The following is a 14140-nucleotide window of genomic DNA, read 5'->3' on the forward strand; positions in this document are numbered from 1 at the left end:
CAGCCGTTAACCATACACCGGGCAAATTCTGCCTACCTCGCGGCGTCTGCCAGAGGTTAACGGGGAGCCACTCGCGATGGCCATCAACGACCTTCCGATCCTGTCGGCGCTGCGTACCAAGATGCAGTGGCACCAGGAACGCCAGCGCGTGCTCGCCGAAAACGTGTCCAACGCCAATACCCCGAATTTCAGGCCGAGCGACCTGGTCGAGCCGAAGTTCGACAACAACGGCTCGAATGTCGGCGGCGCGATGGGCTCGCTTGGCATGATGCGCACCGCATCGACCCATTTCGGCGTTTCCGGCGGCGCACCGAGCTTCAGGGGAGACGGCGGCAAGAACGGCTTTTTGACCAAACCGGCCGGCAATGCGGTCAATCTGGAAGACCAGATGCTGAAGGTTTCGGCCAACCAGATGGATTACGCCGCGGCGACTTCGCTCTACAGCCGCAGCCTCGGACTTCTCAAAACCGCCATCGGAAAACGCTGACGCGTAAGGGAGCCGGATCATGGCAGATGATGGAAGCGATTTCGCCCGCTCGATGAGCATCGCGACGTCAGGCCTGCGCGCGCAGGCAGGGCGCATGCGGGTGATCTCGGAAAACATCGCCAATGCGGACTCCACCGCGCCGACCGCGGGCGGCAACCCGTATCGCCGCAAGGTGCCGACATTCTCATCCGCGCTCGACCGCACGCTGGACGCCAGGGTGGTGACGCTCGGCAAGGTCCGGACCGACCAGTCGGCGTTTCGCGTCAAGAACGAGCCGAGCAATCCGGCGGCGGACGCCGCCGGCAACGTCAAATATCCGAACGTCAATCCGCTGGTCGAAATGACCGACATGCGCGAGGCGCAGCGGTCTTATGAAGCCAACCTCAACATCATCAGCGCCACGCGCAGAATGATCCAACGCACGCTCGACATCCTCAAGGCCTGAACAGGACCATAGAAAATGGCTTCACCGACCGTTGCTGCAAATGCCTACGCCGCGCTTTCGCGCATCATGGAATCCGGCGGCGCCGAGAAAAGCGGCCAATCCGCCGGCGGCCCGTCCTTCTCCGCGTTGCTCAAGGACGCGGTGGGCAGCGTGCTGGATGCCGGCAAGAAATCCGACGCCCAGACCATGGCGATGAGTTCGGGCAAGGCCAATGTCATGGACGTGGTGACGGCAGTCGCGGAGACCGACGTCGCGGTCTCGACGCTGGTATCGGTGCGCGACCGGGTGATCCAGTCCTACGAAGACATCATGAAGATGCCGATCTGACGTCCCTTGGGACGTCATCCCGGGCCAGATAGTTTCGTCATTGCGAGCGAAGCGAAGCAATCCATCGTCCCGCAACAAGAATGGATTGCTTCGTCGCTGACGCTCCCTTGCGCAAACGCTTCGCGTTTGTCGCAGGCAATGACGGTGGAGAGTGTGTGGGCTTGAAAAGGAAATTGAAATGACCGGTGCTGAAACCCTTGACGTGGCGCGCGATGCGATCTGGACCATCGTGGTGGTGTCGTCGCCCCTGATGGTGATCGGCCTGGTGGTCGGCGTCGTGGTCTCGCTGTTCCAGGCGCTGACCCAGATCCAGGAACAGACGCTGATCTTCGTCCCGAAGATTCTCGCGATTTTCGTCACGTTATTGCTGGCGTTACCGTTCATGGCGGATTCGCTGCACAGTCACATGATGCGGATATCGTCGCGAATCATAGGCGGTTGATGCATTGTGAATGAATGCGCGTCGACATATCCCTGCTGCCGGCCCTTGCCGCCACCTTCATGCTGGTGTTCGCCCGCGTGGGAGCGATGGTGATGCTGTTGCCGGGATTTGGCGAGAGCAACATCCCGGTGCGGATCAAGCTTGGGATCGCGCTTCTGCTGACGCTGATCATCCTGCCGCTGCACCGCGCCGCCTATCAGGTCGACCTGACCTCGATGAGCTCGCTGGGCGTGCTGATGGTGCACGAGATCGTCATCGGCATCGTGCTCGGCGCCACCGCGCGCGTCACGCTGTCGGCGCTGGCGGTCGCGGGTTCGGTGATCGCCCAGCAGCTCGGCCTCGGCTTCGTTACCGCCGTCGATCCGACCCAGGGGCAACAGGGCCTGCTGATCGGCAACTTCCTCACCATCCTGGGCATGACGCTGCTGTTTGCCACCGACAGCCATCACCTGGTTATATCGGCCCTGAACGAGAGCTATCGCATTTTTTCGCCCGGCGAGGTGCTGCCGAGCGGCGACGTTGCGGCGCTCGCAACGCGTGCGTTTGCCGCGGCGTTCAAGATCGGCATGCAGCTTTCGGCGCCGTTTCTGGTGTTCGGCCTCGTCTTCAATATCGGCCTTGGCGTACTGGCGCGGCTGATGCCGGCGATGCAGGTGTATTTCGTCGGCGTGCCGCTGTCGATCATGGTGGGCTTTCTGATCTTCGCCTTCGTCCTCACCGGAATGATGGCGACCTATCTCAACTACTTCATCGGCGTGATGCACGAGCTGACGCCGCTGAAATAGAGCACGATCCGGAGAAGCCGGTACCGGTTTTCCCTCGCGACAAACACGGAACGCGTTTGCGCGGAGATCATGCTCAAACAAAATGCTAGGACGCCGCGATGGCCGACGATACCGACGACAAAACAGAAGACCCTACGCAAAAGCGTCTTGACGACGCGCTTGCCAAGGGGGACGTCGTCAAGAGCCAGGAGGTCAACACCTGGTTCATCATCGCGGGCGCCACGCTGATATTGTCGACCTTCTCGGGATCGATCGGCGGTGGCATCCTGACGCCGCTGCGCAACCTGATCGCCAGTGCGGGCCAGCTTCGCGCTGACGGTGCGGCGCTGCTCGCGCTCGGCAACACGTTGGGCTATGCCGTGCTCGGCGCGATCGGCGTACCGCTGTTGATGCTCATGCTCGCCGCGATCGCCGGCAACATGATCCAGCACCGGCTGGTATGGTCGTCGGAATCGCTGACACCGAAATTCAGCAAGGTGTCGCCCGGCGCCGGACTGAAACGCATCTTCGGCAAGCAGGCGGTGGCGAATTTCGCCAAGGGCGTGTTCAAGCTGATCGCGCTCGGCGCCGTCATGATGGCGGTGCTGTGGCCCGAGCGGCATCGCCTGGAATCGTTCCTGATGTTCGATCCTTCGGCGATCCTCGGCGTGACTACCAATCTGACGCTGCATCTGATGGGCGCGGTGGTGGCGATGTTGGCCGCGGTCGCGATCGCCGATTACTTCTTCCAGTACCGGCAATGGTACCAGCGGCAGAAGATGTCGCTGCAGGAGATCAAGGACGAGTTCAAGCAGTCCGAAGGCGACCCCCACATCAAGGGCCGGATCCGGCAGTTGCGGCAGCAGCGCATGAAGAAGCGCATGATGACCGCCGTTCCCAAGGCCAGCGTGATCATCACCAACCCGACCCACTATTCGGTGGCGCTGTCCTACGATCGCGGCATGTCGGCGCCGATCTGTGTCGCCAAGGGTGCCGACAACATCGCGCTCAAGATCCGGGAAATCGCCCGGAAGCACGACATTCCGATCGTGGAGAACGTGCCGCTGGCGCGCGCGCTTTATGCCACCGTCGATATCGACGAGGAGATTCCGGTCGAGCACTACCAGGCGGTCGCCGAGATCATCGGCTACGTCATGGGCCTGAAGAACGGGCTTGCCGCCCGGAGAATGTGAGAGGAACCGCTGGAAATCGCCTTGAAATGCCTTCAATCTGTCAAATAGCCGCCCGATGGGCTTGCGCTTGCGGGGCCGATTCAGGCACTCAGGAGGGGTGCGCCAGCCGAACGCGGGGTTACCCGCGGCCGGCCGATTCTGACCGGCGCGTGATTTCCTCGCCGAAGGGCAACGCCGCTTCATATGACCGTCGAAACTGACAGCCATCCGCCGACCGAGCCATTTGCGGCCAACGAACCGGCGCGGCGGGGCGGTAGCATCGTGCTGGTGCTGCTGGTGGCCGCCGGCATCGTGGCGGTGGCGGTGGGGCTGATGACCATCGGTCGCGCCCAGGCCCAGCCCTATATCCTCGGCGTGCTGGCGCTGCTCGCCATGGTCGGCCTGTTCAATCTGTTCGCCTTTGCCGCCGGCATCATCCGCTTCACCGACCGCGGCGCCGACGACCCCGTGATGGGCCGCATCGCCGATCAGGCCCATGACGGGTTGGCCGTGACCGACCCGAAGGGCCATGTCGTCTATTCGAACGCCGCCTATCTGGTGCTGACGGGCGCCGCGAGCCGGCAGGACGTGCGTCCCGTCGAACGCGTCTTCATCGGCAACCCCGACGTCTCCGAAGCCGTGTTCCGCCTGCTCAAGGCTGCCCGCGAAGGCAAGCGGCAGCAGGAGGAGGTCCGCATCGCCGGCTCTGACGGTGCCCAGGGACGCTGGTTGCGGATGCGGGTTCGTCCGCTCGGCCAGAGCAAGCGCGAAGCAAAATACGCGGTGTGGTCGATCGCCGACATCACGCGGGACCGCGAGCGCCAGGAAGATGTGTTCCGGGAACTGCAGCACGCGATCGAATATCTCGACCACGCGCCATGTGGCTTCTTCTCGGTCAGTCCGGCCGGCGACGTCATCTATGTCAACGCCACGCTGGCGAACTGGCTCGATTACGATCTTGCCGAGATCGGTTCGGGTGGGCTGAAGCTCACCGATATCGTCTCCGGCGATGGCGCAGCACTGTTGACCTCGATCGTGGCGGTGCCCGGCGAGGTCAAAACCGAAGTGTTCGATATCGACCTGCGCATGCGCGGCGGCAAGACCATGCCGGCGCGGCTCTATCACAAGCTCGCCTTCGGCGCCGACGGCTCGCCGGGTTCGTCGCGCACGCTCGTGATCAGCCGCACGCGCGACGAGCATTCCGACCCCGAACGCGCCGCCGAAGTCCGCTTCATGCGCTTCTTCGACCATACGCCGATGGCGATTGCGACGGTGGACCGCGACGGCGCCGTCGTCCGCGCCAACGCCCGCTTCGCCAAGCTCGCGCAGAGCCTCAGCCCGGACGGCGCGGCGAACAAGTCGATCTTCCGCACCGTGAACGCGCGCGATCGCAGCCTTCTGATCGCGGCGATCAACCAGGCGGCGGAAGGGCAGGGCGACATCGCTCCGGTCGAGGCCATGCTCGACGGCGCCAAGGAACGCTGGGGGCAGTTCTTCGTCACCGCGGTCGAGGAGGACGAGCGCGAAACCGAAGCCGCCATCGTCTATTTGCTGGAGACCACCGAGCGGCGGACGCTGGAAAACCAGATCAACCAGTCGCAGAAGATGGACATGGTCGGCCAGCTCGCCGGCGGCATCGCGCACGACTTCAACAACGTGCTGTCGGCGATCATGATGGCCAACGACTTCCTGCTGAACGCGCACAAGCCGACCGATCCGTCGTTCCAGGACATCATGCAGATCAAGCAGAACGCGACCCGCGCGGCGACGCTGGTGCGGCAATTGCTCGCGTTCTCGCGCCGCCAGACGCTGCGGCCGCAGGTGCTCGACCTCGGCGACGCGTTGTCCGACCTCACCATGCTGCTGCGGCGCCTGATCGGGGAGAAGGTCAAGCTCGACCTCGTGCATGGCCGCGACCTCTGGCCGGTCAAGGTCGACGTCTCGCAGTTCGAACAGGTGGTCGTCAATCTCGCGGTCAACGCGCGCGACGCCATGCCCGACGGCGGCAAGCTGACGGTGCGCACCGCCAATGTGACGGTGGATGAAGCCGCCCAGCTCACCCACAAGGGCATGCCGGCCGCCGACTACGTTCGGATCGACATTTCCGATACCGGCACCGGAATCCCGGCCGACATCGTCGACAAGATTTTCGAACCGTTCTTCTCGACCAAGGAGGTCGGCAAGGGCACCGGACTCGGCCTCTCGACGGTCTACGGCATCGTCAAGCAGACCGGCGGCTTCGTCTATGTGGACTCCGTGCCCGGCGAGGGCACCTCGTTCCGCATCTTCCTGCCGCGGCATCGTCCCGAACTGGATGCCCAGCCCGAAGCGCAGGGGGCGAATGGCGCGAAGGACGCAGCGGCCGAGCCGCCGAAGCCGCGGCCCGATCTGACCGGGCAGGGCACCATCCTGCTCGTGGAGGACGAGGACGGCTTGCGGTCACTGAATGCGCGCGGCCTCCGCTCGCGCGGTTACAGCGTGATCGAGGCCGCCAACGGCATCGAGGCGATGGAAGCGCTGGACGAGAAGGACGGCGCCGTCGATCTCGTCGTCTCCGACGTCGTGATGCCGGAGATGGACGGCCCGACGCTGTTGCGCGAAATGCGCAAGCGCAATCCGAACCTGAAGATCATCTTCGTCTCCGGTTATGCCGAAGAGGCCTTCGACAAGAGCCTGCCGGAGAACGAGCAGTTCGCCTTCCTGCCAAAACCGTTCGCGCTCAGCGCGCTGGTGGAGAAGGTCAAGGAAACCATGACGTCGACGTGAGCGGTGGAACCGAATTTCCGGCGCCCATGGACCGGCAGATGTGCTGCCGGGGGCAACGGACGAGGGCCCCCGCCACCCCCCAAAATTGTTGCTAAGCCCCTGCCAAATCGTCACATCCCCGCGACTGAGGGCCGCAGCCGCGGTTCCCGATAATGGCTTCACTTTTAGGCATCTGTGCCCATCTTAGGGGCGCTTCCCCATCCTGGGGACTGAGGAAAAACACATGAATTTCTCGCAAGGCACGCGCGGAATTATTCGGGCACTGGCCGTTGTCCTGTCCGTGGCGCTCCCGTTGGCGATCTCGATCTCGGAGGCTGACGCCCGCGTCGGCGGTGGCGGCAGTTCTGGATCGCGGGGATCGCGAACCTATTCGGCGCCCCCGAGCACCACCACGGCGCCTGGCGCGGCGCAGCCCATGAACCGTACCTTTACCCAGCCGGGAGCACCTGCAGCGGGCAATCCGGCTGCCGGCGCAGCCAACAAGGGCGGCTTCTTCAACCGGCCCGGAATGATGGGGGGCATGCTCGGCGGTCTCGCCATGGGCTTCCTTGGCGCCGGCCTGTTCGGCATGCTGACCGGCGGCAGTCTGTTCTCCGGCCTCGGCGGCCTGTCGTCGATCATCGGCCTGCTGCTGCAGATCGGCCTGATCATCATCGTGGTGCGGCTGGCGATGTCGTGGTGGCAGCGCCGCCATACGCCGGCCTCTGCCTACGCTGCGGGACCTGCTCCTGCCGCTGAAGGCCCCGGCGCCCAGACCAGCTTCCGCTCTGGCCTGAGTGGCTTTGGGTTGGGATCGAACCAGCCTGCGCTGGAAATCCAGCCGGCTGACTATGAAGCCTTCGAGCGTCTGCTCGGTGAGGTCCAGGCCGCATGGTCGAACGAGGACGTCGCCAAACTGCATACGCTCGCGACGCCCGAGATGGTGTCCTACTTCTCCAAGGATCTCGAGGAGAACAAGGCTCGCAACGACGCCAACAAGGTGACCGACGTCAAGCTGCTGCAGGGCGACCTTGCCGAGGCCTGGCGCGAAGGCGAAACCGATTACGCCAGCGTGGCGATGCGGTTCTCGCTGGTCGACAAGACCACGGAGCGCACCACCGGCCGTCTCGTCGCGGGCAGTGACACTCCGGTCGAAGTCACCGAAGTGTGGACCTTCGCCCGCCGGCGCGGCGCCGATTGGGAACTCTCGGCGATCCAGCAGACCAGCTGATCGCCACAACGTGACGAGCAAGGCGCTGCGGTTCGTTCCGCGGCGCCTTTTTCTTTGCCAGAATGGCCGCTTCATTTCGCGCTGGAATAATGGTCGCGATGATGTGTTGATGACAACGAGCCAAAAAACCACAGGGAGAAACCAGATGAAGAACTTCGCCAAGATCGTTTCGCCAGCATGCTTTGCGCTTGCCGCCATATCGGCGCTCGCCAGCGCGCCCGCGCAGGCGCAATCGGCCGATACCGGTTTCTTCCTGACCAGCAACGGCATCGGCAATGGCGGCAATCTCGGCGGGCTCGCCGGCGCCGACAATCACTGCCAGACATTGGCGCAAGGGGCCGGAGCGGGCGGCAAGACCTGGCGTGCCTACCTCTCGACGCAGGCCGCCGACGGTCAGCCTGCCGTCAATGCGCGCGATCGCATCGGCAAGGGACCGTGGAAGAATTCAAAGGGCGCCGTGGTCGCCAAGGACGTCGCCGATCTCCACAGTGCCAGCAACAACCTCACCAAACAGACCGCACTCTCCGAGAAGGGCGAGGTCATCAACGGCGCCGGTGACTCGCCGAACCGCCACGATGTGCTGACGGGATCACAGGCGGATGGTACTGCGTTCGCGGCTGGCGAAGACCGCACCTGCAAGAACTGGACGAGCAGCACGCAAGGCGCCGCGATGGTCGGCCATTTTGACCGCAAGGGTCTGCGTGACGACGAGCCGTCAAAGTCCTGGAACACGTCGCATCCCTCGCGCGGCCCGGATGGAGGCTGCTCGCAAGCCGACCTGAAGAGCACCGGCGGCGACGGGCTGATGTATTGCTTCGCAGCGAACTGATGGGCGGATGAACGTAGCCCGGAGGGAGCCAACGGGTCGCGCCAACGCGCGCCCGATGACAGGCTCCGCGTAATCCAGGGTCTGCTAGCAATAGATCCCGGGTTGCGCTTCGCTCCACCCGGGCTACGTATCCCGGCTATGCGGCCTTTTTCTTTGTGCGCTTCTTGGCGGTCTTCTTGACAGTTTTCTTCGAAGCCTTCTTCGGCGTTTTCTTGGCGCTCTTCTTCTTGCTACTGGTGAGATAGGCGCCGACGTTCTTCGACGAATGCCCGACGGCGGCCACCGCGGCTTTGAGTTTGGCCGGCGTGACCCTGAACTTCTTCGACCAATAGCTGACTTCGTAGGGCTGGCTCATCGCGATCCGTGCGCGGTCGGCAGCCTTGTGCTTCTGCAGATTGATATAGGCCTCGACCTTCTTGGCGGAGTGCCCCGCTTTCTTGACGGCGGCTTTCAGCTTGGCCGGCGTGATCTTGAATTTCTTCGACCAGTAAGCGACCTCGTAAGGCTCGCTCAACGCGATCAGCCCGCGATCGGCCCCGCCGCGTTTCTTTTTGTTGTCCGCCATCCCTGTTCTCCTGTCGTGTTGAGAAAATCGACGCTTCAAACGGGAACAACCTAACACGCCCGCTCGTATTCGGACAGATTCAACCCCCTGTGGAGATCTACGCGCCGCGTTCATGCTGCGATGGCGGCGCGGACGCCGCGTTGGGCGTGACGAACGAACCGCGGGATGATTTGTTATGTCGATCAAACCGGCAGCGGAGGTGTCATCGATGTGCTACGAGCTCTATTACTGGCCAATGATTCAAGGCCGCGGCGAATATGTCCGCCTCGCGCTGGAAGAGGCTGGCGCCGGCTATGCCGACGTAGCGCGCCGCGGCAACGGCATGTCGGCAATGACGCGCATGATGGAAGCGGGGAAGGGAACACCGCCCTTCGCGCCGCCATTCCTGAAGGCCGGGAAGCTCGTGATCGGGCAGACCGCCAACATCCTGCTCTATTTGGGATCGCGCCACGGCCTGGCGCCGAAGGCCGAAGCCGGCAAACTCTGGGTGCATCAGTTGCAGCTCACGATATCAGATCTGGTGCTGGAAGTTCATGACACCCATCACCCGCTCGGGCCTTCGCTCTACTACGAGGACCAGAAAGCGCCGGCGAAAAAGCGCACCGATGAGTTCTGGAAGGCGCGTGTGCCGAAATATCTCGGCTATTTCGAGGACCTGCTGGCGGCCAATGGCGGGACTTACGTTACCGGCCGCCGCCTGACCTATGTCGACCTCTCGCTGTTCCAGATCGTGGAAGGGCTTCGATACGCCTTTCCGCAACGCATGAAGGCGTTCGAGCAGGAGATTCCCGGGCTGGTCGATCTACGCGACCGCGTGGCGGCGCGGACGAACATCAAGGCGTATCTGGCGAGCGATCGAAGGATTGCGTTCAACGAGGAGGGGATCTTCCGGAGATACAAGGGGCTGGACGGGTGAAGCGCGAGCCAGCTCTCTCGCCGTCATGGCCGGGCTTAGCCGTCCGAAGGACGGCGTCGCTTGCCCGGCCATCCACGTCTTTGGCCCCGTACGGATAAGTAAGTCGCGGATGCCCGGGTCAAGCCCGGGCATGACGAGTAGTGGTAGTCTCACATGCTCCGCCCATCCATCGGCGTCATCTTCAGCTTCGACAGTTCGATGCCGTCGATGCAGCTCACATTCACCGCCACCACTTCGCTGCCGTCGGGCTTCTTGCCCCGCGCGAAGACGTCGACGCCGCAATCGACGCAGAGCTGGTGGTGGATCGCGTGCTTGTTGAAGAGATATTCCTTCAAATTCTCGTCGCCTGCGCGGAGCTGAAAACTCTTGGGATCGAGGAAGGTGAAATGCAGCCCCTTCTTGGTGCAGATCGAACAGTTGCAGGCGGTGACCATCGAAAGATCGCTGGTGCATTCGAAGCGCACCTGGCCGCAATGGCAGCCGCCGGTGTAGGTCTTGCTATCGGGCATTTCGATCCGCCTTGTCTGTCACCAAAGTCCGGGCACCAGACGATAGCGCACGCGCGCGGCGTAGTCAGCATAATCAGGCAGTCCCTCGACCAGCGCGCGCTCCTCGATGCGGGCGCGAATGGCGAAGAGAATGGCGAACACCGGCGCGATCGCCACGCCCCACCATGATCCCAGCAGCAGCGGGACGCCGACGAAGAACAGCATGACGCCGCTGTACATGGGATGACGGACGAAGGCATAGGGGCCGCTCGAGATGACGCGATGGTGGCGCGCGGCCTGCACTTTCACGACTGGCGCCGCAAAGGAATTTTCGCGGAACACCCACATGATGAAGGCGGTCGAGAGCAGATACATCGCAAGCCCGAGCGCCTGCAGGACGAGCGGAACGCCGGATGCCTGCGCGCGCCGGTCCAAGCCGATCGCGACCAGCCAGATCAGCGCCACGACGACGAACGTCAGCATGAATTTCTTGTCGGCGGCGGGCTGGTCGGCCTGGAACGTCGGCTGCAGGCGCTCGGCAAGCAGCGCCGGATCGGTCTTCGCGAGCCACAATCCGCAGGCAGGGCCGAGGATCGCGCTGGTGACCAAGAACACCCACGCCGCCGGCCAGTGCAGCGTCCCTGCGGATGCGAACAGCAAGGCGCCGAGCGCGACGACGAAGATGATATTTTGCAGCAGAAGCTTTGCGATCATGCCCGGGTTCCAGCCCCCCGTGGCAGCATGATCGCGCGGTTTTTCGGCAAACTTGCGGCGTCGGCCCTGCCGCAGGGCAGAGCTGCGAGCCGTCAGGCCAGCTGATCGATCCGCGTTCCCTGTCCCGGCGGCAAGGGAGCTACTTGCGTCGGCTTCGGCGTGCGCGTGCCGTCGGCGGCGGCGCCGTTCTGGACCTCGGGGGTCTTGTCAGGGGCCCTGAACACGGGGACTTCAGGCGCCTTGACCACCACCGTTGCGGGGACAGCAGAGACATTCATCGGAAGCATCCTTTTGGTTGCCTCCGACACTGGCCGGGGTGAAGCGAACGATTGGTGAATTCGGCGCGGCAATCCCCGCGCCGAGGCCGGCAATCCCGGCCAATGGTGAACGGACGGCTCGCGGAATCGTTAGAATGCGACGGATCGGGAGAGATCTACTCGTCCTTGCCGCGGGTCACCACGATCGAGGCCTCGGTCTTGGTACGCGTGCATTCCATGTTGAGGCGGCGGAAGCGCATGGAAACCTTGTCGCCTCGGAGTAAGCCCATGCGCTTGATGCAGCGCGAGGTGCCGGTCAACGCATCGGGTTTCGGAATCGTGAAAATGATGGCGCCGGCCGAGGCGATCAGATCGAAGAATTGCGGCTTCGGCTTGCGGTCGGCCTTGGCGTAGAGCTCGACCGAATAGTTGCGGCCGCGGCAGCCGAGCGACAGCTCCTTCGCCGCCGGATGCGCAAGGTAGATCATGTTGCCGGTATTGACGCTGATCTTGAGGCCGTCGATCTGGTTCTTCAATTCCTTGGCGGTATCCTCGCAGCGGTCGGCGTGTGCCGGCGAAATGCTGAACGTGGCGAGCAATGCCAGCGTGGCGGCAAGCAAGGTCGGTCGGCGAAATTGTGGTCCCAAAGCCATTGTGAATGCCCCTTTGCGCCATTGAACCCCGCGCGCGGATTTCCTGCAAGGGCCGCGCGCGGAAGTCAACTTGCTTGTCGGAAACCGTGGAGGGAGACGCTGATGCCAAAGGCGATCACCGCCAGCACGTCGAACAGGGTGGGAATGCTAACGTTGCCGTCCTTCCATTTGACACCTTTGGGCGCCTACTACAGGTGTCCACTCATTCGGCGGAGGTTCAGTCGCACAGCCCTGCATCAGATAGGCGCGCCAGCGTGAGAGCGGTGCCTTCGATGATGTCCATCGGTGTCGGTCTCCCGGTGCCGTCAAGCTTGCCTTGAAGTTGGAATTCTAGATGCTCCTACCGCTCGATAGTCCACATTGGCATGACCTGAGCGCGTGCTGGTCCGCACCGCGGGCGATTGAGCTGCTGCGGCAGGTCGTGTCGACGGGGCGGCTCGGGGAGGCGTGGCAGGAGCTCCAAGAGGAGATCATCCACCAGGGCACCATCTACGGCGTGACTTCAGCGGCGCTGCCGCACCTGATTCGGCTGGCACCGTCGCTGACCCCGGACGAGCAGCGCGACCTGTGGATCGACGTCGCCTTCATGGTCACCGCGGGGGCGGACAGCTTCGACGGCAAGGAGCCCGTCCCCGGCATGCAGGAAACTCTGACCCAGTCCCTGCGCGACGCCGAACCCCTTGCGTTGAAAGCGTTCCTGGCCTCGCCTTGCCTCGATGAAGGCATGGTGAGCTACTATGCTCTGGCCTGCGTGGCCCTGTCCGGCCACGCCGTCGGCGACGCGATGTGGGAGTTCCTCGTCCCTGGCGATGGCTACATCCGACTGAGATGCCCGGAGTGCGAGGCCGAGTACGAGGTTGACGGCTTCGGCGACCCGGTGCGGCCGCCGTGCGTGCCGCCACCCGTGCCGGCACTGGTGCCGCGGGCCTGCCCCGACTGGGCGCGCGTGCCGGCTGACCTTCCGCCCGGCTTCGAGGGATTCAGCGCAGTCGCCCGCGCGGTCGCCAACGCCGGCCTGCCGGGGCAGACATCGGCCGCTGCGGTGTGGTGTCTGGTGGCCGCGATGGTGGCGGCGAAGGGCGCACTGCCGTGGGCGCGGACGCTACTCCGCCTGACCGGCCATTTCCGTTGCGGCGAATGCGATTCCGTCCGGCCGATCGCCGACATGTTCCAGTACGCGACCGCGGAATCGTTGGGCTCCTCCTCGCAGCCCGGCTCCTCCGGGCTCCCGGCCATGGCCTCGCCCGACATGGCCGATCGCGATCCGGCGACCATCGCCGACGCAGCCGGCTTCAAACCGGCGCCCGGCGGTTCGGTCATCGCAGGCCAAATCACTCTGCGCCCCGTCCCGGCGCCCGGCGACCTGAAGATCCCCGTGCGCTGCGAGGCGCTGGTGACGATGCCCGGCGGCCCCGACGACGTGCGCATGCGCGGCGAAGCGCGCGTGCCCTGGCTGGCCAAACTGTTCGATGGCCGTTCCCTGCTCGCGACCGGCCATGCCGACGGCGCCGTCCATCTGCGCGATCCGTCGTCCCGCAGATCTCTTGGCGAGCTGTGGCGCCGCGAAGGACAGCCGGTTGCGGGCATGACCTTCGGCGAGGACCTGGTCGTGGTCTACGGCAACCTCGACGTCGATGTGTGGAGCCCGATCGCGGTCAGCGGTGAACGCTCGAGCATGGCACCTAAGCCGGGAAAATTGCACGCCAACGGCCACCGGCACATCGTGGCTGTCTGTCGCGCCGCGGAGCTCGGCTACCGCAAGCCGATCCTGCTCGCCGACCGCAACGGCACGGTCTCGATGTGGGAGACGTTCGGCGTGCGCCTGGGCGACCCGCTGCCACCCGACCCGCGGCACCGCGAAGTCTTCGCCATCGCCGCGTCCGCCGGTTTCGTCGTCACGGCCTCCGTGGCCGACGCCAACCTCCGGATCTGGCAGCCATTGTCGAATATTTGTACTTTGGTGCCTCTGCAGGCCGCCCCGCAGTGGCTGAACTTCACCGGCCACACCCTTACCGTCGGCCTCACCACTGGACCAATCAGCTTCTCCTTGCGCTGAAGCCGAGGTTTGGCGGAGGCCATGCATTCTTCCCCGAGGGCCGAAACCG

16 protein-coding genes are annotated in these 14140 nt (G+C 64.1%); 11 read left to right on the plus strand and 5 right to left on the minus strand.

Features of this window, described 5'->3' with window-relative positions; translation table 11 throughout:
- Window positions 1-76: 76 nt before the first annotated feature.
- The 9 genes from flgB (at window position 77) to ACVWVY_RS20635 (ending at window position 8442) form a co-directional block, all read left to right on the plus strand.
- Window positions 77-487 (plus strand): flagellar basal body rod protein FlgB, encoded by a 411-nt coding sequence (flgB, locus tag ACVWVY_RS20595; RefSeq protein ID WP_456628098.1) that lies wholly within the window; start codon window positions 77-79, stop codon window positions 485-487.
- Between the two features lie 19 nt (window positions 488-506).
- Window positions 507-932: a flagellar basal body rod protein FlgC gene (flgC, locus tag ACVWVY_RS20600; RefSeq protein ID WP_456628099.1), complete on the plus strand. Its 426-nt coding sequence runs from the start codon at window positions 507-509 to the stop codon at window positions 930-932.
- A gap of 15 nt (window positions 933-947) precedes the next feature.
- The gene (gene fliE, locus ACVWVY_RS20605; protein ID WP_247516301.1) at window positions 948-1259 is read left to right on the plus strand and encodes a flagellar hook-basal body complex protein FliE; all 312 of its coding nucleotides are present in this window, start codon (window positions 948-950) and stop codon (window positions 1257-1259) included.
- Window positions 1260-1437: 178 nt separating this feature from the next.
- Window positions 1438-1701, plus strand: coding sequence for a flagellar biosynthesis protein FliQ (fliQ, locus tag ACVWVY_RS20610; protein WP_025588824.1), 264 nt, complete (start codon window positions 1438-1440; stop codon window positions 1699-1701).
- 14 nt (window positions 1702-1715) lie between these two features.
- Window positions 1716-2486, plus strand: a complete 771-nt coding sequence (gene fliR / locus ACVWVY_RS20615; protein ID WP_456628100.1) for a flagellar biosynthetic protein FliR — start codon at window positions 1716-1718, stop codon at window positions 2484-2486.
- A gap of 98 nt (window positions 2487-2584) precedes the next feature.
- Window positions 2585-3658 carry a flagellar biosynthesis protein FlhB gene (flhB, locus tag ACVWVY_RS20620; RefSeq protein ID WP_456628101.1) on the plus strand — a complete coding sequence of 358 codons (1074 nt, stop codon included), beginning with the start codon at window positions 2585-2587 and terminating at the stop codon, window positions 3656-3658.
- Window positions 3659-3841: 183 nt separating this feature from the next.
- Window positions 3842-6403 (plus strand): cell cycle histidine kinase CckA, encoded by a 2562-nt coding sequence (cckA, locus tag ACVWVY_RS20625; RefSeq protein WP_456628102.1) that lies wholly within the window; start codon window positions 3842-3844, stop codon window positions 6401-6403.
- Window positions 6404-6626: 223 nt separating this feature from the next.
- A complete protein-coding gene (locus ACVWVY_RS20630) occupies window positions 6627-7613 on the plus strand; it encodes a Tim44 domain-containing protein (RefSeq protein ID WP_456628103.1) in 987 nt (328 codons plus the stop codon).
- A 145-nt stretch (window positions 7614-7758) separates the two neighbouring features.
- Window positions 7759-8442 carry a lectin gene (locus ACVWVY_RS20635; protein WP_456628104.1) on the plus strand — a complete coding sequence of 228 codons (684 nt, stop codon included), beginning with the start codon at window positions 7759-7761 and terminating at the stop codon, window positions 8440-8442.
- 136 nt (window positions 8443-8578) lie between these two features.
- Here ACVWVY_RS20635 and ACVWVY_RS20640 read toward each other — a convergent pair whose 3' ends face one another.
- A complete protein-coding gene (locus ACVWVY_RS20640) occupies window positions 8579-9007 on the minus strand; it encodes a DUF3606 domain-containing protein (protein WP_456628105.1) in 429 nt (142 codons plus the stop codon).
- A gap of 208 nt (window positions 9008-9215) precedes the next feature.
- Between ACVWVY_RS20640 and ACVWVY_RS20645 the strand changes: the two genes are divergently transcribed.
- Window positions 9216-9923, plus strand: a complete 708-nt coding sequence (locus ACVWVY_RS20645; RefSeq protein WP_456632265.1) for a glutathione S-transferase — start codon at window positions 9216-9218, stop codon at window positions 9921-9923.
- Between the two features lie 149 nt (window positions 9924-10072).
- Here ACVWVY_RS20645 and ACVWVY_RS20650 read toward each other — a convergent pair whose 3' ends face one another.
- From ACVWVY_RS20650 to ACVWVY_RS20665, 4 genes are all read right to left on the minus strand, one after another.
- Window positions 10073-10432 (minus strand): GFA family protein, encoded by a 360-nt coding sequence (locus ACVWVY_RS20650; protein ID WP_456628106.1) that lies wholly within the window; start codon window positions 10430-10432, stop codon window positions 10073-10075.
- A gap of 18 nt (window positions 10433-10450) precedes the next feature.
- A complete protein-coding gene (locus ACVWVY_RS20655) occupies window positions 10451-11125 on the minus strand; it encodes a methyltransferase family protein (protein WP_456628107.1) in 675 nt (224 codons plus the stop codon).
- 92 nt (window positions 11126-11217) lie between these two features.
- Window positions 11218-11403, minus strand: coding sequence for a hypothetical protein (locus ACVWVY_RS20660; protein WP_456628108.1), 186 nt, complete (start codon window positions 11401-11403; stop codon window positions 11218-11220).
- A gap of 155 nt (window positions 11404-11558) precedes the next feature.
- Window positions 11559-12035, minus strand: a complete 477-nt coding sequence (locus tag ACVWVY_RS20665; RefSeq protein WP_456628109.1) for a hypothetical protein — start codon at window positions 12033-12035, stop codon at window positions 11559-11561.
- Between the two features lie 334 nt (window positions 12036-12369).
- Here ACVWVY_RS20665 and ACVWVY_RS20670 point away from each other — a divergent pair, with 334 nt between their 5' ends.
- Window positions 12370-14091, plus strand: coding sequence for a hypothetical protein (locus ACVWVY_RS20670; RefSeq protein WP_456628110.1), 1722 nt, complete (start codon window positions 12370-12372; stop codon window positions 14089-14091).
- Window positions 14092-14140 lie beyond the last annotated feature (49 nt).

Source organism: Bradyrhizobium sp. URHC0002 (assembly GCF_054059515.1).